The sequence below is a fragment of the Streptomyces sp. NPDC004658 genome (assembly GCF_040609555.1).
GTDB lineage: Bacteria > Actinomycetota > Actinomycetes > Streptomycetales > Streptomycetaceae > Streptomyces.
Genome location: NZ_JBEXKG010000038.1, coordinates 1 through 24172, shown reverse-complemented (window position 1 = coordinate 24172; position 24172 = coordinate 1). Strand labels below are relative to the sequence as shown.

The window sequence follows — 24172 nt, the reverse complement described above, 5'->3', positions numbered from 1 at the left end:
CCGGCCGGGCACGCTCCACGGTGCCTGCGCGAACGGCGCCCGCCGCTGCCCTGCACCGAAGAACGTCCGTTCGGTCCGAGGCCCCCCGCCGCCGGAGAACCCCCGTCTCAGTCCCGCGCCAAGCCGAACCGTGCCCTCAGCCCCGTCGTGCGTTCGTCCGCACGTACCGCCGCCGCGCCCGCCGTCACCGTCTCGTAGACGGACAGGATGTCCGCGCCGACCGTCGACCAGTCGAACCGCCGTACATGGGCGCTGCCGCGCGCGCGCAGTTCGCCGCGGCGGGCCGGGTCGTCCAGCAGGCGTACGGCCGCCTCGGCCAGCGCGTCGGCGTCCTCGTTGGCGAAGACCTCCCCCGCCTGCCCCTGGTCGAGGACCTGCACGAACGCGTCCAGGTCGGAGGCGAGCACGGGGGCGCCCGCGGACATCGCCTCGACCAGGATGATGCCGAAGCTCTCCCCGCCGGTGTTGGGGGCGACGTACAGGTCGACGCTGCGCAGCAGCCGGGCCTTGTCCTCGTCGCTGATCATGCCGAGGAACTCCACGCGCGAGCGCAGCTCCTTCGGCAGGTCCTCGACGGCCGCTTCCTCGTCGCCGCGGCCGGCGACCAGCAGCCGGGTCCGCGGCCGGGCGCCGAGGATCTTCGGCAGGGCCTTCATGAGGACCGGCAGGCCCTTGCGGGGCTCGTCGATGCGGCCGATGAAGCCGATGGTGTCGCCCTGCCACTCCGGCTTCGGCTCGGCCTTGGCGAAGAAGTCCACGTCGACGCCGTTGGGGATGACCACCGCGTCCCCGCCGAGATGCTCCACCAGCGTGCGGCGGGCGTACTCGCTGACCGCGATGCGGGCGCTGATCTTCTCCAGCGCGGCCTGGAGGATGGCGTACGCGGCGATCATCGCGCGCGAGCGCGGGTTGGAGGTGTGGAAGGTGGCCACGATCGGGCCGGACGCCGCCCAGCAGGTCAGCAGGCCCAGCGAGGGTGAGGTCGGCTCGTGGATGTGCACGACGTCGAAGGCGCCCTCGTGCAGCCAGCGCCGCACCCGCGCGGCCGACAGGAACCCGAAGTTCAGCCGGGCCACCGAGCCGTTGTACGGCACCGGGACCGCGCGGCCGGCCGAGACGACGTACGGCGGCAGCGGGGTGTCGTCGTCGGCCGGGGCGAGGACGGACACCTCGTGGCCGAGCCGGAGGAAGTACTCGGCGAGGTCGCGGATGTGGAACTGGACGCCACCGGGCACGTCCCAGGAGTACGGGCAGACGATCCCGATTCTCACGCGGGTCCCTTCGCGGGGTCGAGGTCGGCGAGCCACAGCCGCTGGAGCATGTGCCAGTCCTCCGGATGGTCGGCGATCCCGGTGGCGAAGGCGTCGGCCAGCGCCTGTGTCATGACGGACGTCCTCTCGGCGCGGGTGCCTGACGCGGGCACCTCGATCGCCGGGTGCACGCGGCCCTTCATGACGGGCGAGTCGTCGTACCAGAGGGTGACGGGCAGCAGCAGCGCGCCGGTCTGCTGGGCCAGCAGGGCCGGTCCGGCCGGCATCCGGGCCGTCTCGCCGAAGAAGTCGACCTCGACGCCGGAGGCGGACAGGTCGCGGTCGGCGACCAGGCAGACCAGGCCGCCGTCGCGCAGCCTGCGGGCCAGGGTGCCGAAGGCGGAGCCACCGCTGTGCGGCAGGACCTCCATGCCGAGGCCCTGGCGGTAGGCGACGAACCGGTCGTAGAGCGTCTCGGGCCTCAGACGCTCGGCGACCGTCGTGAACGGCGTCTTCAGCTCCGTGGTGACCCAGGCGCCGGCCAGGTCCCAGTTGGCCAGGTGGGGCAGCGCGAGGATCACGCCCCGGCCGGAGGCGAGCCCGTCGGTCAGGAGATGTATGTGCTTCGGCTCGAAGCCCGTCCGCACCCGCTCGGCGCTCCAGGCCGGCAGCCGGAAGGACTCCATCCAGTAGCGCAGGTACGAGCGCATCCCCGCGCGGGACAGCTCGGCGAGCCGCTCGGGGGTGGCGCCCGGCACCACGCGCGCGTAGTTGGCCTCCAGGCGCAGGACACCCTTGCCGCGCTGCTTCCAGGCGAGGTCGGCGATGGTCCGGCCGAGGCGCACCGCGACGGGCTCGGGGAGCTTCTTGACGGTGCTCCAGCCGAGTCCGTAGAGGGCGTCGGTGAGCCGGTCGGCGGTGCTCACTGCGTCGCCTCGCTCGTGCTCTGCCGGGCCGCCTCCTCCGCCTCGGCGGACTCGCGGCGGACGGTGACGACCCGCTGGACCAGCGTGACGAGGCTGCCGACGGCGACGATCCACAGCGCGATGGGCAGCAGCCACTGGATGCCCGGCACACCGAACTTGTGCAGGCCCGCGAAACCGGCCGCGACCAGCGAGATCACCAGCCGCTCGGCGCGCTCGACGAGCCCGTTGACGGCGACCGGCAGCCCGATCGACTCGCCGCGCGCCTTGGTGTACGACACCACCTGGCCGCTGGCCAGGCAGAAGATCGACACCGCGCACAGCACGTTGTCGTTCCCGTTGCCCGCGTACCAGAGCGCGAAGCCGCCGAAGATCGCGCCGTCGGCGACCCGGTCCAGGGTGGAGTCCAGGAAGGCGCCCCAGCGGCTGGAGCGGCCCAGCTGACGGGCCATGTTGCCGTCGACCAGGTCGGAGAAGACGAACAGGGTGATCACGACCGTGCCCCAGAAGAACTCGCCCCTGGGGTAGAAGACCAGTGCGCCCGCGACCACTCCGGCCGTGCCGAGGAGCGTGACCGTGTCGGGGCTCACGCCCCGGCGGATGAGAAACGCGGCGAACGGTGTGAGGACACGCGTGAAGAATGCACGCGCGTACTTGTTCAGCATGGCCTTCCCGACGGTCGGTGTCGCCACGGCCCCTGGTGGCCGTCGGCTGGCCCATCGTAGCCACGCGTGCGCGTGCGTGACGGGCGGGCACCCACAGCCGCGCCGTCGACCGGGGCGGGCCGTCGCGCGCGGGGCGTGCGTCACGCGACCGGTGCCGGGTGCGCACCCTGCGCACCCTTCGCGCCCTTCGCGGTCCTTCGCGGTCCTTCGTATGGACGCGACGTGACGGGAGTGGAAAGCTCGAATAACCGCGGGCGTCGCCGGAGCCGCCGCACACGCGGATCCCGCGTGTCCGCGCCCACAGTGACCTCACCGTGCACGGGAGGCAGGATCATGGGCGACAAGGCACAGACACACCACCCCGGAGCCGCCGGCAGGGCTCTGGCGGCCGACCGACCCGCGTCCGTCCGGAACGTGGTGCTGGTCGGCCACTCCGGCTCGGGAAAGACGAGCCTCGTGGAGGCCCTCGCGCTGACCGCGGGGGCGGTGAACCGGGCGGGGCGCGTCGAGGACGGCGGCACCGTCTCCGACTACGACGACATCGAGCACCGGCAGCAGCGCTCGGTACAGCTCTCCCTGGTGCCGGTCGAATGGGACGGCATCAAGATCAACCTCCTGGACACCCCGGGCTACGCCGACTTCGTCGGTGAGCTGAGGGCCGGTCTGCGGGCCGCGGACGCGGCCCTCTTCGTCGTCTCGGCCTCCGACGGCGTGGACGGCTCGACCAGGATGGTGTGGGAGGAGTGCGCGGCGGTCGGCATGCCCCGCGCGATCGTGATCACGCACCTGGAGGCCGCCCGCGCGGACTTCGAGGAGATGACCCGGATCTGCGCCGAGGCCTTCGGCGGTGACGACCCCGACGCCGTCCTGCCCCTGTACCTGCCGCTGCGCGGCCCCGAGGGCCCTGACGGGCACGCGCCCGTGACCGGGCTCGTCGGACTGCTGTCGCAGAAGCTGTTCGACTACTCGACCGGGGAGCGCAAGGAGTCCGAGCCCGGCGAGGACCAGCTGCCGGACATCGAGGAGGCCCGCAACCGGCTCATCGAGGGGATCATCGCGGAGAGCGAGGACGAGACCCTCATGGACCGCTATCTGGGCGGCGAACAGGTCGAGGTCAAGACGCTGATCGAGGACCTGGAGCGGGCCGTGGCACGCGGTTCGTTCTTCCCCGTGCTGGCCGCCGCCCCCGCCGCCGAGGGCGCCAGGCAGGGCCTCGGCACCGTCGAGCTGCTGGAGCTGGTCACGCGCGGCTTCCCGACCCCGTTCGAGCATCCGCTGCCCGGGGTGGCCACCATCGACGGCGAGCCGCGCGAGCTCAAGCCGTGCGACACGGACGGCCCGCTGGTCGCCGAGGTCGTCAAGACCTCCTCCGACCCGTACGTCGGCCGGCTCTCGCTGGTCCGCGTCTTCTCCGGCACCCTGCGCCCGGACCAGACGGTGCACGTCTCCGGGCACGGCCTCGCCGACCGCGGCCACGAGGACCACGACGTGGACGAGAAGGTCGGCGCGCTGTCCATGCCCTTCGGCAAGCAGCAGCGCCCGGTCACCCACGCCGTCGCCGGCGACCTGGTCTGCGTGGCCAAGCTCGGCCGCGCCGAGACCGGCGACACCCTCTCCGCCAAGGACGACCCGCTCCTGATGGAGCCCTGGCAGATGCCCGACCCGCTGCTGCCGCTCGCCATCCACGCGCACAGCAAGGCCGACGAGGACAAGCTCTCCCAGGGCCTGGCCCGGCTGGTCGCCGAGGACCCGACCATGCGCCTGGAGCAGAACCAGGACACCCACCAGGTCGTCCTGTGGTGCCTGGGCGAGGCCCACGCCGACGTCGCCCTGGAACGGCTGCGCAGCCGCTACGGCGTGCAGGTCGACGTGGTCCCGCACAAGGTCTCCCTCCGGGAGACGTTCGCGACCCGGGCCACCGGGCGCGGCCGGCACGTCAAACAGTCCGGCGGCCACGGCCAGTACGCCATCTGCGAGATCGAGGTCGAACCGCTGCCGGGCGGCTCGGGCATCGAGTTCGTGGACAAGGTGGTCGGCGGCGCGGTGCCGCGCCAGTTCATCCCGTCCGTCGAGAAGGGCGTGCGCGCCCAGGCCGCCAAGGGCGTCGCCGCGGGCTACCCCCTGGTCGACGTGCGCGTCACGCTGGTGGACGGCAAGGCCCACTCGGTGGACTCCTCCGACGCCGCCTTCCAGACGGCGGGCGCGCTCGCGCTGCGCGAGGCCGCGGCGGACGCGAGGATCCATCTGCTGGAGCCGGTCGCCGAGGTGACCGTCCTGGTCGGCGACGAGTACGTGGGGGCCGTGATGAGCGACCTGTCCAGCCGTCGCGGCCGGCTGCTCGGCACCGAACAGGTGGGCACGGGACGGACGCTGATCCGCGCGGAGGTACCCGAGTTCGAGATCGGGCGGTACGCCGTCGACCTGCGCTCGCTCTCGCACGGCACCGCCCGCTTCGACCGGAGCTACGCCCGGCACGAGCCGATGCCTCCGCAGATCGCCGAACGCGTCCGCGAACAGGCCGGGGACGAGGCGTAGTACGCCGGCGCACCACGGCGCACGGGCGGGCGGCTTCGGCCGTCCGCCCCCGCGCTGTCGGTGCCGGCGGATACGCTGATCACCTGATGTCGCCGTGCCGCAACCGACCGGCAGCCGACCGGTGTCGGCACGGCGACCTGTTCAACAGGTGTGCGGAGCAGGGAAGTCGGGAAGGCCGCAGGAACGGCACCGGCGGCGATGGGGGCGGGAATGTCGTTTGGAACGGAGTGGGACGGGCCCCAGGTACCCGTCTCGGGCGACGAGGGGCAGGCGGCGACCTCCGCGCTGGCCTCCGCGGCGTACCGGGACAGCCCGATCGAGGAGATCAAGAAGGCCGACAACGAGTGGCACCAGTCGACCGTGAAGCCCGGCCGCATCAAGCTGTTCCGGCCCAATCTCGGTGAGGCGTTCTCCCGGGCCCTCGTCGACCGGATGCTCGCCCCCGGCCGCAAGCCGCTCATCCAGTCCTTCGGCTCCGAACCGCAGTTCGTCGTCGAGCACGCCCTGGCCGCCAACAACATCCGCCGGGAGCGCGACAACCGCCTGACCGCCATCACCGTCGTCTGCGGCCTGCTCTTCCTGCCCGGGATGATCGGCTGGCTGCTCGTCTTCCAGCTGCGCACCCTCGTCGCCAGGCGCGACGACAAGCGGGCCGGGGCCCTGGCCACCGCGCTCCTGCTGGGCGTCGGCGTGCTGGCCGCGCTGTTCCTGATCAAGATGCCGTTCTCCGGCTTCTGGGCGTGGTACGCCCGCGCGGCCGTCGTCGTCCCCGTGCTCGGCTGGCTCTGGGCCAAACAGATCTGCGAGCGCACCGCCAAGGACCTGCGGGCCCGCTGGGACGGCCTGCTGTCCGGCACCAGCGTCGGCGCCAAGGTCCCGGAGGCCGTGCCGCGCGGCCCCGGCCAGACCGCCGCGGAGGAGCTGCGCCAGTCACTGGCCCGGCTGAGCGCCGAGCAGCAGTCCAACTCGGTCTTCTACGCCGGCCCCAAGGGCATACTCGGCATGGGCACCCGCTGGGGCGCCTGGCAGCTCGCCGAGGACCTCGTGCCCGCCGACCCCGGCCGGGAGATCCACCCCTTCCGCAGCTGGGACGTCATACGCGCGATCCACGACCAGCTGGCCCTCCTGGAGCGCGGCCCGCTGAACACCGGCGGCTTCCCCAAGCCGTCGATACGGCACTGGATCGTCACCCCGATCGGCGAGAAGGCCACGGCGGTGTCCCGGCCCGAGGGCACCGACGTCGAGGCCTTCCAGGTCAAGCCGCACGCCATACAGGACATCTGCAACAAGCAGCAGTTCGGCAGCGGCGACCGGCACTACCTGGGCGTGCAGTGGACCCTGTGGGACGGGCAGCTGGTGATCACCATGCTGATCACCGTCACCGTGCTGCACGAGACCCTGCGCATCGAGGTCACCGGGCACGCGCTGGGGCCGGTGAACCCGCTGTTCACCAGCAAGCCGGAGGCGCCGACCAAGGAGGTCGCCAAGTCCTTCAAGCCCTGGGAGAACCGCACGGTCAAGCTGCCGCTGGTCACCACCGACGAGGTCGTACGGCTCGCCGTGCGCGCCCCGCTGACCTGGTACCCGCCGCTGCTGAACTGGCTCGGCGGCTCCCTCGGCCTGCCCGAGCCGTTCGGCCTGCGGCACGCCTGGGCCGACCAGCCGTGGCGCCACCGCTTCATGGCCGACGACGCGCTGCGCGCGGCCACGCCGGTGCTGCGCGTGGTCCACTCGGCCGCGATCAAGCTGCTGGAGGAGAACGGCGTGAACACGGAGAAGTTCGGCGCCCGCTCGGCCTTCCTCAGCGGCAACGTCCAGGACCCGATGCCGAAGAAGGCCGACGTCTACGACGCGTAGGCCCCCGGCGGTGCGGCCGGTGCGGGTGCGTGGGGGCTGCGGCCCCGGGCACCGCACCGGCCGTGAACGGCGAACGGTCTCCTCCTCGCCCGCCGGACGGGCTCCTTCCTCAGCCGCCGGACGGGCTCCTCACGCCGCCGTCGGCCATGCCTCCGCCAGCATCTTCCGGGTGTCCGCCAGCAGCTGCGGCAGCACCCGGGTGTGGCCCACGACCGGCATGAAGTTCGTGTCGCCGCCCCAACGCGGGACGATGTGCTGGTGCAGGTGCGCGGCGATGCCGGCACCCGCGACCCCGCCCTGGTTCATGCCGATGTTGAAGCCCTGCGCGCCGGACGCGGTCCGCAGAGCGGTCATCGCCTGCTTCGTCAGCTCCGCCAGCTCGGCCGTCTCCGGCGCGGTCAGATCCGTGTAGTCGGCCACGTGCCGGTACGGCACCGTCATCAGGTGGCCGCCGTTGTACGGGTACAGGTTGAGGACGGCGTACACATGCTCGCCGCGCCGGACGATCAGCCCGTCCTCGTCCGACTTGGCCGGGATCGAGCAGAAGGGGCAGCCGTCGCCGGCCCCGGGGCCGGTCGGCTTGTTCTCGCCCTGGATGTAGGCCATCCGGTGGGGCGTCCACAGGCGCTGGAACGCGTCCTGCGTCCCCACTCCGATCTGCTGCTCCGGCTCACTCGTCATGCTAGGCAGCATATGGCTTCACCCCTTCCCGGCGTGTCGCCGGGGCGGCCGGTGGACGGTCTCCGGCCAAGCTTGGCCGGTGGACGACGACAGCCGCACGCGTCGCTGGGAACGCTGGGAGGGGCGCGCCGTGCTGCCTCTCGGCATCGCGTCGCTGCTCTACCTCGCCGGTTACGCGGCGCACGTCCTGGCGCGGGGCCTGTCCCCGACCGGGCACGACGTCCTGCGGGCGGTCATCGGGGCCGCCTGGGCGGTGTTCGTCGTCGACTACGCGGTGCACTGGCGGTTGAGCGGCCGCGGACTCGGCTTCGTGACCCGCCACTGGCTGGACACGGTGGTCATGCTGCTGCCGTTGCTGTGGCCGCTGCGCATCGTGCGGCTGTACGACGTGGTCCGGCGCAGACGGGGCGGCGCCCGCCTCACGCTGCACGCGCGGGTGGTGCTCTACGCCGGCGTGTCCGCGCTGCTGCTGGGCTTCTCCGGATCGCTCGCCGTGTACCAGCAGGAACGAGGGGCTCCGCACGCCACGATCCGCACGTTCGGCGACTCGGTGTGGTGGACCTGCTCCACCCTGGCGACCGTCGGCTACGGCGACGTGACCCCGGTCACCCCCTGGGGCCGCACCATCGCCGTCGCCCTCATGGCCTGCGGCCTCGCCCTGCTGGGAGCGGTGACGGGGTCGTTCTCGTCGCTGCTGCTCCAGCGGTTCTCCCAGGAGGGCGACGAGGACGCGCGAAGGCCCCCGGGACCGTGATCCCGGGGGCCTGGCGGTTCAGGCGGTCAGGCGGTTCAGACCTGGGTCCGCTCCTCGACCACCTTGGCGATCTTCGCGATGGCCTCGTCGAACGGGATGCCGTTCTCCTGCGAGCCGTCGCGGTAGCGGAAGGACACCGAGCCGTTCGACATGTCCTCGTCGCCCGCGATGACCATGAAGGGCACCTTCTGCTTCTGGGCGTTGCGGATCTTCTTCTGCATGCGGTCCGAGGAGGAGTCCACCTCGACGCGCAGGCCCCGCTTCTTGGCGGCGGCCGCGAACTTCTGCAGGTACTCCACGTGCGCGTCGCCGATCGGGATGCCCAGCGCCTGGACCGGCGCCAGCCACGCCGGGAACGCACCCGCGTAGTGCTCCAGCAGGACGGCGAAGAAGCGCTCGATGGAGCCGAACAGCGCGCGGTGGATCATGACCGGGCGCTGCTTGGAGCCGTCCGGGCCCGTGTACTCCAGGTTGAACCGCTCGGGCAGGTTGAAGTCGAGCTGGATGGTCGACATCTGCCAGGTCCGGCCGATGGCGTCCTTGGCCTGGACGGAGATCTTGGGGCCGTAGAAGGCGGCACCGCCCGGGTCGGGGACGAGGGGCAGCCCCTGCTTCTCGGCGACCTGGCGCAGGGTCTCGGTCGCCTCCTCCCAGACCTCGTCCGAACCGACGAACTTCTCCGGGTCCTTGGTGGACAGCTCCAGGTAGAAGTCGGTCAGGCCGTAGTCGCGCAGCAGGCCGAGGACGAAGGTGAGCGTCTTGTCCAGTTCCTCGGACATCTGCTCGCGGGTGCAGTAGATGTGCGCGTCGTCCTGGGTGAAGCCCCGCGCGCGGGTCAGGCCGTGCACGACGCCCGACTTCTCGTACCGGTACACGGTCCCGAACTCGAAGAGGCGCAGCGGCAGTTCGCGGTAGGACCGGCCGCGCGCGTCGAAGATCAGGTTGTGCATCGGGCAGTTCATGGGCTTGAGGTAGTAGTCCACGCCCTCGTCGAGCTGCATGGGCGGGTACATGCCCTCGGCGTACCAGTCCAGGTGCCCGGACGTCTCGAAGAGCTTCCCCTTCGTCGCGTGCGGGGTGTAGACGAACTCGTAGCCCTCTTCCTCGTGGCGGCGCCGCGAGTAGTCCTCCATGACCCGGCGGACGATGCCCCCCTTGGGATGGAAGACGGCGAGGCCGGAGCCGATCTGCTCCGGGATGGAGAACAGGTCCAGCTCGGTGCCGAGCTTGCGGTGGTCGCGCTTCTCGGCCTCGGCGAGGAAGTCCAGGTACGCCTTCAGCTCGTCCTTGGACGGCCAGGCGGTGCCGTAGATGCGCTGGAGCATGGGGTTCTTCTCGCTGCCGCGCCAGTAGGCGGCCGCGTTGCGCATCAGCTTGAACGCGGGGATGAGGCGGGTGGAGGGCAGGTGCGGACCCCGGCAGAGGTCCTTCCAGCACAGCTCCCCGGTCTTGGCGTCCAGGTTGTCGTAGATCGTCAGCTCACCGGCGCCGACCTCGACGTCCGCGCCGTCGTCGTGGGAGGCCGCGCCCTTGAGACCGATCAGCTCCAGCTTGTACGGCTCGTCCGCCAGCTCCTCGCGGGCGGCCTCGTCGGTGACGACACGGCGGGAGAAGCGCTGCCCGCGCTTCTGGATCTCCTGCATCTTCTTCTCGATGGCCTTGAGATCCTCGGGCGTGAACGGCTTCTCGACGTCGAAGTCGTAGTAGAAGCCGTCCTTGACGGGCGGGCCGATGCCCAGCTTGGCCTCGGGGAAGAGCTCCTGCACGGCCTGCGCCATGACGTGCGCGGTGGAGTGGCGCAGGATGTTCAGGCCGTCCTCGGAGGAGATCTCGACGCCCTCGACCTCGTCACCGTCGGACAGTTCGTACGCGAGGTCCTTCAGCTCGCCGCCCACGCGCGCGGCGATGATCGAGCGCTCGCCCGCGAAGAGGTCGGCGGCCGTAGTGCCCGTCGTCACCACGCGTTCTTCCCGCTCGGAATCGCGTTGGATGATCACACGGACGTCTGACACCGGTCTCTCCTGACTGAAGGTGGGTGCGGCGCCATACCAGGAGCGCGCGCACAGGCGATCGTACCGACCCGACGGCGCCGACCGCGAAACGGTCACCCTCGGTCGCCCCGCGCTCACTCTTCCCCGCACGCCTCCTCGAAGAAGTCGAGGTTCTCCTGGAGGGACTTCAGCAGCCGGTCCCGCTCGGCCTCGTCCACCTGCACGGGGACGACCCCGGAGGCGCCGGTGAGCCTGCGGAAACCGCCCCTGCGCTCCAGCCGGCCGTGCACGCGGACGGGGAGGCCGACGAGGTGGGCGTGGCCGGCGATGCGGTAGTCCTCCTCGTCCAGGGTGACGCGGATGTGCGGGACGTCGGCGCCGGCGAGGACGCGCAGGCGTACGGTGCCCTCGCCGCCGGGCCCGGAGCGGCGCATGCGGACGACGGCGCCGGTGACGCTGACCGGGACGGAGGGTTCGGCGCGGAGGTAGCGGGCGGCGGCCTCGCGGAGCGCGGGCAGGTCGCCGGGTGAGAACTCGACGGGTTCGGCGGAGGGGGCGCAGCCTTCCGGGACGCCGGCTCCGGGCGCCCAGGCGACGGCGACGCGGGCGCCCTCGGTGCCGCGGACGAGCGTGGCGAGCGCCTCGGTGAGCTCCCGGCTGACGCCGGCCTCGACGGCGCCGTCGAAGGCGTCCATGCCGCCGGTGGCCCGCTGGTAGTCGACGGCCTCGCGGGCGGCGTGGAGGGCCTGGTGGAGGCGGACGGCGAGGGCCCGGCCGGTGGGCACGGGGACGAAGGCGGTGAGGGTGCCGGCCTCGGTGGCGGGGCCGACGAGGACGTCGTCCAGGAGGGCGGCGGCGGAGCGGCGGTGGCGGGCCCCGTAGTAGCCGGCACGCGCGCGCGTGGCGAGCGCGGCGGCGAGCAGCGTCTGCCGCGCGGCTGCGCGCAGGTGGTCGTCGGCCGTCCACTGGGCGGCGCCGGCGGGTCCGCCGGGGGTGTCGCGCCACCAGCGGATCTCGTCGCTGGGCACGGCGAGGGAGATCAGGACCTCGCGCGCGGAGGGGGTGTGGCTGCGGGCGAGGGCGTCGAGGGCCTCGCCGAGCAGGTCCTCACTGTCGGGGAAGGCGCGGCTCTCGGGAACGAGCAGGCTGGTTCCGCCGCCGCCCGGGCCGGGCGGGGTCCAGCGGCCGTACCGGCCGGGTGCTCCGCCGCGCCGCTGCCAGCCGTGCCGGTGCAGCAGGGCGCCGAGTACCGCGGGGTCGACGTCGGCGGGCCGGGGCGGCCGGTGCCCGGGGAGGTCGTCGGGGTGCGCCCGGACCTGCCGTACCGGCTCGTCGTAGGGACGGTTCCTCATGGTCTGCCTCCCGTCCCGACCCGCGTCATGATCTCGCAGAGCGCCCGGTCGTCGAAGATGCGCGAGGTCGGTATCCGCACGGTGGTCCGGTTCCGGCCGGTGACGGGGTGGCCGGCGAGGTTGATCCAGTAGCAGCAGTGCCTGAGGTCGAGGCGGTCGTGGCCGGCGCGCAGCCAGTCGTCCTGGGAGCGCGGCACGAGCATGACGACCAGGATCTTGTGCACCGAGACGGGGGTGCGGGCGAGCTTGCGCAGGTGGTCGTTGTCGAGGGTGAAGGAGAAGGAGCGCCCCGGGGGGTTGGGCGGGATCTGGTAGGTGGCCTTCAGCTGCACCTTGATCGTGACCTCGTCGTCGACGGTGTGTCCGGGCGCGCTGTGGCTGACGTGCCAGTCGATGCCGTTGTCCGGAAAGGGCTGGGACAGCGAACAGCCGGCCGCGGCGGCGACCGCGTGCAGATAACCGACCTGCAGTGTCTCCATGCAGGCCGTGGTGGCGAGCGAGCCGCGGAGGTGACCCGGGCGTTCGGGCAGCAGCCCGCCCCGCTCGGGCTGCGCTATGGCCATGACCAACAGCCTTCCAAGGCAGGGGTTTCCCCGTTGTGGGCCGCTGAACTGCAAAGACCCGTACTGCTGTTGTGTCCTCCCGGCGTACGGCGCAAACGGCCCGGGTATCACCAAACGGGCAGAAGACGGAACGTCACCTGCCGTCGGTGAGCGAGGAGTTGGGTTGGGATGACGACCTGGTACGAGGGGCCGCTGGCCGCTTTCGACACGGAGACGACGGGCGTGGACGTCGAGACCGACCGGATCGTGTCGGCCGCCGTCGTCGTCCAGGACGCGCCGGGGACCCGGCCCCGGGTCACCCGGTGGCTGGTGAACCCGGGTGTGCCGGTGCCGGAGGCGGCGACGGCGGTGCACGGGCTGACGGAGGAGCACCTCCAGCGCAACGGTCGCTGGCCGGCTCCGGTGATGTACGAGATAGCCGAGCAGCTGGCCGAGCACGCCGCGCTGGGCCGGCCGCTGGTGGTGATGAACGCGCCGTTCGATCTGACGCTGCTGGACCGGGAGTTGCGCCGGCACCGGGCGTCGTCGCTGGACCGCTGGTTCGAGTCGGTGCCGCTCAGGGTGCTGGACCCGCGGGTGCTGGACAAGCATCTGGACCGCTACCGTAAGGGCCGGCGCACGCTGACGGACCTGTGCGCGCACTACGCCGTGACCTTGCAGGACGCGCACGACGCGGCGGCGGACGCGCTGGCCGCGATGGAGGTCGTACGGGCGCTGGGCCGCCGGTTCGCGGCCCGGCTGGAGCGGCTGTCCCCCGCCGACCTGCACACGCTGCAGGCGAACTGGCACGCGGCGCAGGCACGCGGCTTGCAGGCGTGGTTCGCGCGCAGCGGCTCGGACGAGGTCGTCAGCACGGAGTGGCCGCTCAGGCCGGAGCTGCCGGCGGCGGCGTGAGGGGCCCGGTGGCATGAAGAAGGCCGGTCCGCGACGGCGGACCGGCCTTTCCCGGTGGGCGATACTGGGTTCGAACCAGTGACCTCTTCGGTGTGAACGAAGCGCTCTCCCACTGAGCTAATCGCCCGGGAACGCACTGAACAATACAGGTCCGGGCGGGGTTCCTTCAAACCGCTTCCAGGTGGCGCAGCAGTCCCCGCCGTCCGGCCCGCATCATCAGCCGGTGATTGAGGCGGAAGAGCGGCCGTCCCGGTACGGCGAGCCGCCTGAGCAGGGGCTTGCGGACGCGGACCTCCTGGTCGTACCGGGCGAGCGTGCCGGGCCCGCCGGGGGTGACGGTCCAGCGGGCCCAGCCGTCGATGTCGCCGGACAGGGTGACCTCCAGGACGCCGGCGGCCGGGTCCCGGCGGGTCTCGCGCACGGTGGGCCTGAGGGCGTACGGCAGCGCGGACCGGATGGTGATCACGCCGGTGCCGTCGTCCCGCCGGGTCACCGCCCGCACCTGCGGCCACCAGCGGGGGTAGTCCTCGGCCCGCTCCAGTGCCGCGTACACGGTGGCCGGCGGGACGGGCAGGGGCCACACGCTGCGGAAGCGGTAGTGGTTCCAGTCCATGGGTCGAGTGTGGCGCGAAGACGTGCGGAGATCTGAGTACGGGTACTCATGCGCCCCGGCCGTGGCCGGCGTCACCCTGGGGGCGCGAGCGCCGCCGCCCGTGCAGCGGCGCTCCCCCACTCCCGGTCAGGCCGGCATCCTGTCGCCGAGCAGGGCCAGGTTCTCGATGGCGGCGAGGCCGTACAGGGCGGTGTCGTCGGGGAGGACTCGGAGCCGACGGGAACGCCGACCTTCGTGACGCCCTCGCGGAAGTGACCCGGGCTCAGATTTCCGGCCCGCACCTGAGACGTCAGATCGAGGAGAATTCCTCTCTTGTCGTACTTCCTGAGGAATGTGACGGCGTCTTGGAAAACGTCCAGTGGATTTCCGCCGACGGCCCGCGTCTGGAACTTCTCCCAGAAGGACTGGCACGTCCGGAAGTCCGTCTTGACCTTGATCTTCGGATACTTCCGCTCGCAGAGCGCGACGCTCTGGTTGATCTTTTCGGCCCGCTCCTCGGCACCCCACCAGAAGTAACGGATCGTCACCCCCCCCCCGAGCCGCTGTCGCCCCCGCACCCGGTCGCCGCGCCGAGCCCCGGCGTGGCCGCCGACGCCCCGGCCGTCTTCAGGATCTACGCCTGTATTTCCTGGTTCCCACAGCCGGGCCCTCCCCGCAGCGTCACTGGTGAGGGGGACTGGGGCCGGCGAGGCAAGCACCGATCGCGCCGGCAGGGACGCGAGCCAGCCGAGCAGGATCAAGGTTGGTCTCGTCGGGGCTTCCGAGCAGTCCCGGCAGGGCCTCGGGAAAGGCCTTCAGGGCGCCGGCCAGCCAGCGAGGGAGGCGTCCCGCTCGCCCCCGATGAACAGCGACGGCTGCGTGAGGGGGGCGCCCGCGTGACCGGTCAGGTCGGCCCAGTCGCGGTCCATGGTGCGGTACCTGTTCAGGGCTCCGGTCCTCCCGGTCCGCTAGAACTCCCCGGCGCAGACGTCCAGGTCCCGCTCCCCCAGCCAGGACGGCAGTACGCCGGCCGGGAAACGGTCGGGGGCGTCCTGCGCGGGCATGGCGTCCGCGGACAGGGCCGCGTAGAAACCCGCGAGCCACCCGCGCACATCGGGCTCGATCTCGGCCTCCGCGCGGCCCGGCCGCTGGAAGTACGAGACGTAGAACTCCTCCCCGGCCCCCCGCCATCGCCGCGAAGACCTCGCTGGGCCGCGGGCCACCCGGCGGGGCGTACGGCACGCTCAGCAGCCCCACGGCCCGGAACCGCGGACCCCTCACCCAGGGCCTCCACCACGGCGACGTTGTCCGCGACCAGGTCCAGCATCCGGTACGCGTCCATGGACGCCGGCTTGGACGAGCGGCCGTAACCGCGCACGTCGATCGCCACCGCCCGGTAACCCGCGGCGGCGAGCACCGGCAACTGGTGACGCCAGGCGTACCAGGACTCCGGGAAGCCGTGCAGGAGCAGCACGAGGGGGCCGTGGCAGGAGGTGGGTGGGGGTCGGCGCGTCGGTGGCGGAAGTGCCGGTCGGCGATGCCTGGGCGACGGCTCCCAGGGGCCGGCCCCGGGCCGGCGTGGGACTGCCGAGCGGGCCTTCAGGCGGTCCCGGGAGCGGCTCGCACCTCGCGCTGCCGGTCGGGGCCCGCGTCACGATGGTCCGGTGAGCGGGCCGGCAGGCACGAGGGTTGTTGCCGGTTCGGCAAAACGCCGGCAGGGAACGGGAGGGCTGTTGTCCGCTCGGCGGAACGCGAGGCTGCGGGAGCCCCGGGCCGCCCACCACCGGCGGGGCGTGCACACGCCGACGGCCCACCTGCTGGTCGCAGATGGGCCGTCGGTCCGGGTGGGCGATACTGGGTTCGAACCAGTGACCTCTTCGGTGTGAACGAAGCGCTCTCCCACTGAGCTAATCGCCCGGGCGCAGGAAGAACATTACCCCATGTCAGCGGGTGCTTCCGACCGGGGCGGCCCGGCGGACGCCGCCCGCCTGGCAGCCCGCGTCACTGGTCCTTGATCTTCCAGGGCATGACGAGGCCGAACTTCCACAGGTAGATCCCGGCGAGCACGCCGATGATCACCAGCCCGATCACGGTCAGGGTGATGTTGCGGCGGCGCACCTTGGGGTCGAGGGCCCGGTGGGCCGCCTCGGTGACCTTGCGTTTGGTCCAGCGGAGCACGAGCTGGGCCCAGACGAACTCGGTCGCCCAGATGGCCATGCCCCCGAAGATCACGACCCAGCCGGGTCCGGGCAGCGGCAGCATGACGATCCCCGCGCCGACCACCGCGAGCCCGACGACGAAGACCCCGACCTGCCAGCTCAGGTGCAGGAGCCGACGGGCCTTGACGAATTCCGGGGCCCGGGAGCCGAGCCCGCGCTCGGCCTCGTGCCCGGACCCCTGCCCGGCCCCGGGCCGGTCCGTCCCCGCCTTGTCCGCTGCCACGGCGACCTCGCCCGGCTCGTCACTCCCCGTATTCATACAGACAAACCCTACCCGAGTGAATCCGGTCACCGGAATGGTCGTAGGTCTGGTACGAGTTCTCGGCCGTAAGAGTTACGTAAACCCACGCAAAACTCTCAGAGGGGTTTACAACGGCACCGTAGGTGGCATGTCGATTTCGCCGACGTGCGAATCCCCGAGCGCACACTGAGCGAAAGGCCCTGGCGCTTATGAACACCACGGTCAGCTGCGAGCTGCACCTGCGCCTCGTTGTGTCGAGCGAGTCCTCCCTGCCTGTCCCCGCAGGCCTGCGGTACGACACGGCCGACCCCTACGCCGTGCACGCCACCTTCCACACCGGAGCCGAGGAGACCGTCGAGTGGGTGTTCGCCCGCGACCTCCTCGCCGAGGGGCTTCACCGGCCCACCGGCACCGGCGACGTCCGCGTCTGGCCATCCCGCAGTCATGGTCAGGGCGTCGTGTGCATCGCCCTCAGCTCCCCGGAGGGGGAGGCGCTGCTCGAGGCCCCGGCGCGGGCCCTGGAGTCCTTCCTGAAGCGAACCGACGCCGCCGTGCCGCCCGGCACGGAACACCGGCACTTCGACCTGGATCAGGAGCTCTCGCACATCCTGGCGGAGAGCTAGGTCGCGGCCCCTACAAGCAGCCCGGCGCCGTCCACTCGGGGAGACGGCTCGGGCCAAGACAACCGCATACGGCACAGGCCGGCGCCGTCACCGTGAGCGTCACGGAGGCGGCGCGCGGCTGTGCGCGTCCGGCTGCCCTCCGTGTGCGTCCGACTGCGCACCGTCCGGACGGGGCGGCCCCGGGAACCACCGGTGGGCCGACGGCGTTCTACCAGCAGGCGAGAGGTCGGGCACATACGGGTGCGGTGGGCGCGGTTGTCGCTACCATCGGCCAGCATCGGCGGGCGTCCGCCCGACCCCCCAGGCCAGGGAGCGAAACGTGCTGATCACCCACGACACCCGGTGCGCCCTCGACACCGTGGTGGATCTGGTGAACACCGCGCCGGAGGACGACGCGGCGGCGGACGGACTGCCCGATGTCCCGGCTCTTTCGGATTTCGTACGAAGCCACAAGATGAGCGATGTCGGCCTCCTGTCGGAGTTCGACCTCTCCGCGGTGCGCAGGGTGCGGGCGCGCTTCGCGGCGATCTTCGCGGCTCCGGACGCCCGGTCCGCCGCCATGATGATCAACGAACTGGTCGCCGCGGCGGGCACCACGCCCCGTCTGACCGACCACGACGGCTATGACTGGCATGTGCACTACTTCGCCCCCGGAGCCTCCGTGGCCGACCACCTGGCCGCGGACTGCGGGATGGCGCTCGCCTTCTTCGTCGTGGCCGGCGAGCAGGAACGGCTGCGGCGCTGCGAGGCACCGGACTGCCGGCGCGCCTTCGTGGACCTGTCCCGCAACCGTTCGCGCCGCTACTGCGACAGCCGCACCTGCGGCAACCGGCTGCACGTCGCCGCCTACCGGGCCCGGCGCAAGGAGGCGACGGGCTGAGGGAAGGCGGCCGGGGGAAGCGGCGGTCCGGGGTGTCCTCCGCCCGTCCCGGTGCGACGTCGGTCCCGGCGGGTGGCGCCGGGACGGACGTGTACGGCTCACAGCAGCAGCAGGTCGTGCAGCGCAGCCGTGAGCAGCAGACACCCGATCACCGCAAGGAAGATCATCAGCGGTGGCTGGGAAAGGGCGAAGAGGCATCCGCGCGGCTCGTCCTTCGGCGGCGCGGCCTCGCTCTGTTGCGTGTCCAGCATCTCGAGGCCGATGATGGCGCACCCGGCGGGCCGTCCGCGATCAACGCTCACGGATCTTGCGGGAGTTCGCCGAATGCCGCGAGGTCTCGTTCGGCTCGTGAACGATTCCGGACGTCCGGGGACCCACTGTGTCGTTTCAGCGAGTCATGTGACTGTCATATGCCGTGCTTCTTGAGGATGGCCTCGATGTCGCTGAAGTCCTCGGCCGAGTCGGCGGCCCGGGCTGCGCCTGTCCGGGGCCCGGCGGTGGGACGTGAGGTGGACCGGGGCGCCTGGCCGAGGGACGGCGCCGAGGCCGCGGGCGCCACGGCGTCCCGCTCGGCCCGCCCGGCCGCCCCGCGCCCCGCACCTCCGCGCCGTCGCTCCACAGCGCGCGTGCCGGCGAAGAGGAGCCAGGCCGCGCCCAGCACGCCGAAGCCCGCCCAGGCGGTGGGGCTCAGGGCGGTGTCGGCGAGCCAGCCGACGACCCCGGTCATGACCAGGCCGACCGGCACCAGCGAGTAGGCCGCGAGGCGTGCCGCCGCCAGGAAACGCTTGCGGTAGGCCGTGACCACCGCGATACCCAGGCCCGCCGCGGACACGGCGGAGCAGACTGTCTCGGCAATCATCCGTCCTCCTGGCGGGCTCGTTCGTCGCTTCCATCGTGCACCGCCCGGTCCCCGTGATGCCATGCCCCGGGCAGACATCAGGGACATCTCCGGGTCTCCTCCTACTGGAGTGCCGGTCCAGGTCAGAGCCAGGGGTGCCGGCCAGGTCGGAGCCCACGGCGCCGGTCCCGGCCCCCACGGGCGGGCCCGGGTCCCGATTGGGTCGCCCGGGCCCGGCCTGGAAGACTGGTGGGCATGAGCGACTCCTCCCCCGCGCGCACCGAACCCCTCGTCGTCGACGTCTGGTGCGAACTGCAGTGCCCCGACTGCCGCACCGCCCTGGACGACGTCCGCGCCCTGCGCGCCCGCTACGGCGACCGGCTGGAGCTGCGGCTGCGGCACTTCCCGCTGGAGAAGCACAAGCACGCCTTCGCCGCCGCCCAGGCCGCGGAGGAGGCGCTGGAGCAGGGCAGGGGCTGGCCGTACGTGGAGGCCGTGCTGGAGCGGGTGGCGGAGCTGGACCGTCAGGGAGAACCCTTCCTGGTCGAGGTGGCCCGGGAACTCGGCCTGGACGCGGAGGAGTTCGACACCGCGTTGATCGACGGCCGGCACATCCTGGCCGTCGACGCCGACCAGGCCGAGGGGAAGGCGATCGGCGTGACGGGCACCCCGACGTACGTCATCGACGGCGAGCGCCTCGACGGCGGCAAGAGCCAGGAGGGCCTGCGCGAGCGCATCGAGGAGATCGCGGACCGGCTCCTGGCCGAGCGGGGGGCCTGACCGGGACCGGGCGCGGGTCCGGGACCGTTTCCGAGGGGCTCCGAGGGGGCTCGGGCCCGGGGTTCGGAGGCGGGCGCCGTCGCTCCACGGCACCGACTCGGGCGGGCGCGGTCCTACAGCAGGGGCTTGCTCAGGGAATGGGTCACCGTCTCGTAGCCGAGTGACGCGTACAGGCGCTCGCCCGGGGTGTTGCCCGCGAACACGTTCAGCCCGAGGACCGTCCGGCCGGCCTCGATCGCCTGGCGTTCCGCCAGCAGCATGAGCGTACGGCCGTGTCCTCGGCCGCGGTGGGCGGCGCCGGTCTCCACGTCGAACACGAACGCCTTGGCGTCCTCCAGGGCCAGCCAGAGGGTGCCCACCGGGACGCCCTCGTGCTCCAGCACGCTGAAGAGGACGCCCTCGGTCGCGAGTCCGTGCGGCAGCAACCGCGCGTGGTCGTCGCGTGCCTTGGCCCTTGCCGCGGCCTCGGGGACGCCCCGCGCGATCCACCCGCGCGCGTACCGCTCGCTCTCCGCCTCCTGCCAGGCCGCGAACTCCGCCTCGCTCATGGGGCGGGCGTGGCTCCCGGGCGGCAGCGCGGGCGGGGTGGCGCCGAGGCGTTTCTCCATCCCGCGGTTGCGCACCGTGTAGCCGAGCGCGCCGAACAGGCGCAGGGCGGCGTCCGCCGGGGCGGGCACCACCGCCTCCATCTGCACGCAGCCCCAGCCCCGGGCCACCTCCTCCGCGGCGAGCGCGGCCACGGTGCCCCGGCCGCGCCGCCGGTCGGGCTCGGCGATCCGCAGGTCGACGACGCGGGCCACCGAGGCGCCCAGGGACGGTGAGGTGCCGAGGTGGACCTCGCCGACGGGACGGCTGTTCACGCACACCGCGTAGCGCCGGGAACGGGATCCGTCGGGATGCTGCTGGAGCGGCTCGGCCGGCCGCAGGGTCGTGGTCATCACAGGTGTTCTACCCACGACGACCACCCGGCGTCAGCCCGTTTTCCGGCTCAGGGGTCCAGGTCCCGCCCGGCCTGCTCGTCGAAGATCCGCATGGCCTCGGCGGTCACCGGGCCTCCGGTGCCGGGCAGTTCGCGGTCGTCGATCCGGTGCAGGGCCTGTACGTCGCGCAGGGTGGAGGTCAGGAAGACCTCGTCGGCGCTCTGGAGGACGTCCAGCGGCAGGTCGGTCTCCTTGGCGCCGGCCCACTCGACGACGAGGGCCCGGGTGATGCCGGACAGGCAGCCGGAGGTGACCGGCGGGGTGTGGATCTCGCCGTCCAGGACGACGAAGACGTTGGACCCGGTGCCCTCGCAGAGCTGTCCGACCGTGTTGCCGAACAGTGCCTCGGAGGCGCCGTGCCGATGGGCGCGGGCCAGCGCGACGACGTTCTCGGCGTACGAGGTGCTCTTCACGCCGGCGAGGGCGCCGCGTTCGTTGCGGGTCCACGGGACGGTGATCGCCGCCGTGGAGTCCGGGCGGCGGCTGGTCTCACCGACGGCGACCACGAGGGTCGGGCCCTGGTCGCCGCGGTCGGAGCCGAGCGGGCCGTGACCGCCGGTGTAGGTGATCCGCAGCCGGCCCAGCGGTACCGGATTCGCCTCCAGGACGGCCGTACAGGCGCGGCGCACCTCGTCGTGGTCCGGGTCGGGCAGGCCGAGGCTGCGGGCCGAGCGGGTCAGCCGGTCCAGGTGCCGGGTCAGCGCGAACGGTGCGCCATGGACCGCCTTGACGGTCTCGAACACGCCGTCGCCGACGGTCAGCCCGTGGTCGAGGACGGAGATCCTGGCGGTTTCCAGGTCCCGCAGCTCGCCGTCCAGCCAGATCCTCACAGGAACGCCCCCTCGCTCTCGTCGTAGGTCCCCGACGCTACCGCGAGCAGCCGGGACGCCTTCAGCTCGGTCTCCCGCCACTCCCCCTCCGGGTCGGACCCCCAGGTGATGCCGGCTCCGGTGCCGAAGCGCAGGGCGCCGGCGGCGCGGTCGATCCAGAAGGTGCGGATGCCCACGGCCAGCTCGGCGGTGCCCCGGTCGGCGTCGACCCAGCCGATGCCGCCGCAGTACGGGCCGCGCGGTGCCGTCTCCAGCGCCTCGATGATCGTCAGGGCGCTCGGCTTGGGGGCGCCGGTGACCGAGCCGGGCGGGAAGGCCGCGGCCAGCAGCTCCGGCCAGCCGGCGTCCGCCCGCAGCTCGCCGCGGACGGTGGAGACGAGGTGGACGAGCCCCGGGTGCTTCTCGACGGCGCACAGGTCGGGGACGGTCACGCTGCCGGTCGCGCAGACCCGGCCGATGTCGTTGCGGACCAGGTCCACGATCATCACGTTCTCGGCGTAGTCCTTCTCCAGGAGGTCCGCCTCGGTGCGCCCGGTGCCCTTGATCGGTCCCGACTCGACGGTGCGGCCGTCCCGGCGCAGGAACAGTTCGGGCGAGGCGGTGGCGATCTCCACACCGTGCTCCGGCAGCCGGATCGTTCCCGCGTACGGCGCCGGGTTGCCGCGCGCCAGCAGCGCGGTCAGGGCGTCCACGTCGGCGCCGGGGCCGACCGGCGCGCTGAGCACCCGGCAGAGATTGGCCTGGTAGACCTCGCCGGCCGCGATGTGCTCACGGATGCGGTGGACGGCCGCCGTGTACGCGGCGCGGTCCAGGGAGGAGGCCCAGTCCCCCGGCCGTGGTCCCCGCCATCCGCCGGGCACCGGCGCGGGCACCGGCTCCTCGTGTACGTCCGCGAAGCGCGCGCAGGTCAGGCGGCCCTCGAAGTCGGCGCAGACGGCCCAGAAGCCGGTGGAGTCCAGGGCGGCCGGATCGCTGGTGACGTCGAGGAGGCCCGTGGCCACGCGGTCGCCGAAGCGGGCCAGCGGGGGGAGGCCGGAGGGGTGGTGGAACACGTGGTCGAGTCTAGGGCGGGTGTCCGCAAGGTGGCTCCGGGATGTCCCGGCGGGGGCCCTGACCACGGGGTCGGCCGGGTGCACCGCAGCACGCTGCGCAAACGCGTTTTTGTACTGGCCCGGGAATCCGCTAGAGTTCAACACGTCGCCGGGACGCGGAAGCGGAACGAAACGACAAGCGGACGTAGCTCAGTTGGTAGAGCGCAACCTTGCCAAGGTTGAGGTCGCGAGTTCGAGCCTCGTCGTCCGCTCGAAGGAGAAGGGGTCGTCCCGATCCCCTTACACTCCTGGTGGAGTGGCCGAGAGGCGAGGCAACGGCCTGCAAAGCCGTCTACACGGGTTCAAATCCCGTCTCCACCTCCAAGGACGATTAGCTCAGCGGGAGAGCGCTTCCCTGACACGGAAGAGGTCACTGGTTCAATCCCAGTATCGTCCACTGGATCTTCGGATCCTGGGTCTTCTCGAAGATCCCACCCGCGCGATTAGCTCAGCGGGAGAGCGCTTCCCTGACACGGAAGAGGTCACTGGTTCAATCCCAGTATCGCGCACTGCCTGTGACTCATGGGTCACGGTCCGCGGACGATTAGCTCAGCGGGAGAGCGCTTCCCTGACACGGAAGAGGTCACTGGTTCAATCCCAGTATCGTCCACACAGCAAGAAGCCCCCCGGCCGTCTCGAACGGCCGGGGGGCTTCTGCGTGTGCCCGGCCGGAGGTCAGCTGGAGAAGAGCATGTGGCCGAAGCTCTTGTGGCGGTGGTGGCCGTAGTGACCGTGACCGCCGTGGCCGCCGTGCGGGGCGCCCCAGGCGGGCGCGGACGGGGCCGGGTAGGCCTGCGGGGCGGCGGGCGGGGGCGGCGGGGCCGGCTGCGACCACTGGGACTCCAGACGGGTCAGCGCCTCCAGCTCGCCGTAGTCGAGGAAGATGCCGCGGCAGCCGCTGCACTGCTCGATCTGGACGCCGTTGCGGTTGTAGGTGTGCATCGGCGCATGGCACTTCGGACACTGCATGGTCGGCTCAACTCCTCGCCGGTCGGTCCTGCTTCGTGTTTCCCCTGGACAGACTCCGTCCGGCCCCGGGCGGTTGCAGCCTAGCCCGGGAATCCGTGCGCGGACCGAGGGGGACGCGGCAGACCGGCGGGGACGGACGGCATGCGCGCGCAGGCGTCCACCACGGCCTGTTCCACCTCGTCCAGCGGGCGGTCCGCGGCCAGCGCCTTGGTGACCGCCAGGGCGGCCGTCTGCACGGTGAGCGCGCGGGCCGGGACGTCCAGGACGGTCCAGGGGTCGCCGTCCGCGGGCACGGCCGGGCCGCCGGCCCCGCGGTAGGCGGTCAGGAAGCGGGTCCACTCGTCGGGCGGGAGGAGTCCGCAGGCGTACCAGGCGGCGGGGCGGGCGAGGTCCCAGGCCGGGACGCCGGCACCGAGGTCGTCCACGTCGATCAGCTTCCACGGGCCGTCCGGCGCCGGGTGCCGGACGAGCTGGCCGAGGTGCAGGTCGCCGTGGCAGAGGGCCGGCGGGCCGGGCATCGCCGCCTCCGCGCGGGCCCAGGCGGGCAGGGCGGCCCAGGCGTCCAGGACGGGACGGGCGCCCGGGTGGGCGGCGCCGGGTGCGGCGCGCAGGGCCGCGCGGAGGCGGCCGAGCGCGCGGGCGGCTTTGGCGGGGCCCCGCATCG

Annotated in this window: 22 protein-coding genes, 7 tRNA genes and 3 pseudogenes; 12 read left to right on the top strand and 20 right to left on the bottom strand. The window is 72.4% G+C overall.

Going from position 1 to position 24172, the window contains the following annotated elements:
* Positions 1–107 precede the first annotated feature (107 nt).
* The 3 genes and pseudogenes from ABZV94_RS16110 to pgsA form a co-directional block, all read right to left on the bottom strand.
* Entirely contained in the window at positions 108–1271 is a 1164-nt protein-coding gene (locus ABZV94_RS16110; RefSeq protein ID WP_356340888.1) for a glycosyltransferase family 4 protein, read from the bottom strand.
* Complete coding sequence (locus ABZV94_RS16105) at positions 1268–2176, bottom strand: phosphatidylinositol mannoside acyltransferase (RefSeq protein WP_356340886.1); 909 nt, start codon at positions 2174–2176, stop codon at positions 1268–1270. Before ABZV94_RS16105 ends, ABZV94_RS16110 begins: the two co-directional genes overlap by 4 nt.
* Positions 2173–2893, bottom strand: a pseudogene (gene pgsA, locus ABZV94_RS16100) (phosphatidylinositol phosphate synthase). Before pgsA ends, ABZV94_RS16105 begins: the two are co-directional and overlap by 4 nt.
* Before the next feature lie 278 nt (positions 2894–3171).
* Here pgsA and ABZV94_RS16095 point away from each other — a divergent pair.
* Together ABZV94_RS16095 and ABZV94_RS16090 are read left to right on the top strand one after the other, a co-directional pair.
* The gene (locus tag ABZV94_RS16095; protein ID WP_356340885.1) at positions 3172–5373 is read left to right on the top strand and encodes an elongation factor G-like protein EF-G2; all 2202 of its coding nucleotides are present in this window, start codon (positions 3172–3174) and stop codon (positions 5371–5373) included.
* A gap of 210 nt (positions 5374–5583) precedes the next feature.
* Entirely contained in the window at positions 5584–7230 is a 1647-nt protein-coding gene (locus ABZV94_RS16090; protein WP_356340883.1) for a hypothetical protein, read from the top strand.
* 129 nt (positions 7231–7359) lie between these two features.
* Here ABZV94_RS16090 and ABZV94_RS16085 read toward each other — a convergent pair whose 3' ends face one another.
* The gene (locus tag ABZV94_RS16085) at positions 7360–7923 is read right to left on the bottom strand and encodes an HIT domain-containing protein (protein ID WP_356340881.1); all 564 of its coding nucleotides are present in this window, start codon (positions 7921–7923) and stop codon (positions 7360–7362) included.
* A gap of 67 nt (positions 7924–7990) precedes the next feature.
* Between ABZV94_RS16085 and ABZV94_RS16080 the strand changes: the two genes are divergently transcribed.
* Positions 7991–8665, top strand: coding sequence for an ion channel (locus ABZV94_RS16080; protein ID WP_356340880.1), 675 nt, complete (start codon positions 7991–7993; stop codon positions 8663–8665).
* 35 nt (positions 8666–8700) lie between these two features.
* On the opposite strand, the gene thrS is transcribed toward ABZV94_RS16080, so the two are convergent.
* The 3 genes from thrS to ABZV94_RS16065 form a co-directional block, all read right to left on the bottom strand.
* Positions 8701–10677, bottom strand: coding sequence for a threonine--tRNA ligase (gene thrS, locus ABZV94_RS16075; RefSeq protein WP_356340878.1), 1977 nt, complete (start codon positions 10675–10677; stop codon positions 8701–8703).
* Between the two features lie 113 nt (positions 10678–10790).
* On the bottom strand, positions 10791–12008 hold the full coding sequence (locus ABZV94_RS16070) for a hypothetical protein (protein WP_356340877.1): 1218 nt from the start codon (positions 12006–12008) through the stop codon (positions 10791–10793).
* Complete coding sequence (locus ABZV94_RS16065) at positions 12005–12571, bottom strand: DUF4365 domain-containing protein (RefSeq protein ID WP_356340876.1); 567 nt, start codon at positions 12569–12571, stop codon at positions 12005–12007. The genes ABZV94_RS16070 and ABZV94_RS16065 overlap by 4 nt, the downstream gene beginning before the upstream one ends.
* Positions 12572–12739: 168 nt before the next feature.
* Here ABZV94_RS16065 and ABZV94_RS16060 point away from each other — a divergent pair, with 168 nt between their 5' ends.
* Entirely contained in the window at positions 12740–13465 is a 726-nt protein-coding gene (locus ABZV94_RS16060; protein WP_356340874.1) for a 3'-5' exonuclease, read from the top strand.
* Positions 13466–13520: 55 nt separating this feature from the next.
* On the opposite strand, the gene ABZV94_RS16055 is transcribed toward ABZV94_RS16060, so the two are convergent.
* From ABZV94_RS16055 to ABZV94_RS16030, 6 genes and pseudogenes are all read right to left on the bottom strand, one after another.
* Positions 13521–13592, bottom strand: a tRNA-Val gene (locus tag ABZV94_RS16055).
* 39 nt (positions 13593–13631) lie between these two features.
* Positions 13632–14078: an SRPBCC family protein gene (locus tag ABZV94_RS16050; RefSeq protein WP_356340873.1), complete on the bottom strand. Its 447-nt coding sequence runs from the start codon at positions 14076–14078 to the stop codon at positions 13632–13634.
* A gap of 230 nt (positions 14079–14308) precedes the next feature.
* A pseudogene (locus ABZV94_RS16045) lies at positions 14309–14691 on the bottom strand (extracellular solute-binding protein); the annotation flags it as partial.
* A 143-nt stretch (positions 14692–14834) separates the two neighbouring features.
* Positions 14835–15540, bottom strand: a pseudogene (locus tag ABZV94_RS16040) (alpha/beta hydrolase); the annotation flags it as partial.
* A gap of 362 nt (positions 15541–15902) precedes the next feature.
* A tRNA-Val gene (locus ABZV94_RS16035) sits at positions 15903–15974 on the bottom strand.
* Positions 15975–16058: 84 nt separating this feature from the next.
* Positions 16059–16535: a TIGR02611 family protein gene (locus ABZV94_RS16030; protein ID WP_356340872.1), complete on the bottom strand. Its 477-nt coding sequence runs from the start codon at positions 16533–16535 to the stop codon at positions 16059–16061.
* Positions 16536–16726: 191 nt separating this feature from the next.
* On the opposite strand from ABZV94_RS16030, the gene ABZV94_RS16025 reads away from it, so the two are divergent.
* Positions 16727–17140 carry an SsgA family sporulation/cell division regulator gene (locus ABZV94_RS16025; RefSeq protein WP_004002642.1) on the top strand — a complete coding sequence of 138 codons (414 nt, stop codon included), beginning with the start codon at positions 16727–16729 and terminating at the stop codon, positions 17138–17140.
* Positions 17141–17459: 319 nt separating this feature from the next.
* The gene (locus ABZV94_RS16020; protein WP_356340870.1) at positions 17460–18020 is read left to right on the top strand and encodes a CGNR zinc finger domain-containing protein; all 561 of its coding nucleotides are present in this window, start codon (positions 17460–17462) and stop codon (positions 18018–18020) included.
* Positions 18021–18118: 98 nt separating this feature from the next.
* On the opposite strand, the gene ABZV94_RS16015 is transcribed toward ABZV94_RS16020, so the two are convergent.
* Together ABZV94_RS16015 and ABZV94_RS16010 are read right to left on the bottom strand one after the other, a co-directional pair.
* The gene (locus ABZV94_RS16015; RefSeq protein ID WP_356340925.1) at positions 18119–18322 is read right to left on the bottom strand and encodes a hypothetical protein; all 204 of its coding nucleotides are present in this window, start codon (positions 18320–18322) and stop codon (positions 18119–18121) included.
* A gap of 104 nt (positions 18323–18426) precedes the next feature.
* Positions 18427–18879 carry a hypothetical protein gene (locus ABZV94_RS16010; RefSeq protein WP_356340869.1) on the bottom strand — a complete coding sequence of 151 codons (453 nt, stop codon included), beginning with the start codon at positions 18877–18879 and terminating at the stop codon, positions 18427–18429.
* Between the two features lie 234 nt (positions 18880–19113).
* Between ABZV94_RS16010 and ABZV94_RS16005 the strand changes: the two genes are divergently transcribed.
* Positions 19114–19638: a DsbA family protein gene (locus tag ABZV94_RS16005; RefSeq protein ID WP_356340867.1), complete on the top strand. Its 525-nt coding sequence runs from the start codon at positions 19114–19116 to the stop codon at positions 19636–19638.
* A 113-nt stretch (positions 19639–19751) separates the two neighbouring features.
* Here ABZV94_RS16005 and ABZV94_RS16000 read toward each other — a convergent pair whose 3' ends face one another.
* The 3 genes from ABZV94_RS16000 to ABZV94_RS15990 are packed head-to-tail and all read right to left on the bottom strand — an operon-like array spanning position 19752 to position 22500.
* Entirely contained in the window at positions 19752–20576 is an 825-nt protein-coding gene (locus ABZV94_RS16000; protein ID WP_356340866.1) for a GNAT family N-acetyltransferase, read from the bottom strand.
* Positions 20577–20626: 50 nt separating this feature from the next.
* Positions 20627–21448, bottom strand: coding sequence for an aminodeoxychorismate lyase (locus ABZV94_RS15995; RefSeq protein ID WP_356340864.1), 822 nt, complete (start codon positions 21446–21448; stop codon positions 20627–20629).
* Positions 21445–22500: a chorismate-binding protein gene (locus tag ABZV94_RS15990; protein ID WP_356340862.1), complete on the bottom strand. Its 1056-nt coding sequence runs from the start codon at positions 22498–22500 to the stop codon at positions 21445–21447. The genes ABZV94_RS15995 and ABZV94_RS15990 overlap by 4 nt, the downstream gene beginning before the upstream one ends.
* A gap of 178 nt (positions 22501–22678) precedes the next feature.
* Between ABZV94_RS15990 and ABZV94_RS15985 the strand changes: the two genes are divergently transcribed.
* From ABZV94_RS15985 to ABZV94_RS15965, 5 genes are all read left to right on the top strand, one after another.
* Positions 22679–22751 (top strand) — tRNA-Gly (locus tag ABZV94_RS15985).
* Positions 22752–22789: 38 nt separating this feature from the next.
* Positions 22790–22863: transfer RNA gene (locus tag ABZV94_RS15980), tRNA-Cys, on the top strand.
* 1 nt (position 22864) lies between these two features.
* Positions 22865–22936, top strand: a tRNA-Val gene (locus ABZV94_RS15975).
* 40 nt (positions 22937–22976) lie between these two features.
* A tRNA-Val gene (locus ABZV94_RS15970) sits at positions 22977–23048 on the top strand.
* Positions 23049–23077: 29 nt separating this feature from the next.
* Positions 23078–23149, top strand: a tRNA-Val gene (locus ABZV94_RS15965).
* Between the two features lie 65 nt (positions 23150–23214).
* Here ABZV94_RS15965 and ABZV94_RS15960 read toward each other — a convergent pair.
* Both ABZV94_RS15960 and ABZV94_RS15955 read right to left on the bottom strand, forming a co-directional pair.
* On the bottom strand, positions 23215–23508 hold the full coding sequence (locus ABZV94_RS15960; RefSeq protein WP_356340861.1) for a zf-TFIIB domain-containing protein: 294 nt from the start codon (positions 23506–23508) through the stop codon (positions 23215–23217).
* A gap of 80 nt (positions 23509–23588) precedes the next feature.
* The coding region (locus tag ABZV94_RS15955) for a phosphotransferase (RefSeq protein WP_356340859.1) at positions 23589–24172 on the bottom strand (584 nt) is incomplete at its 5' end.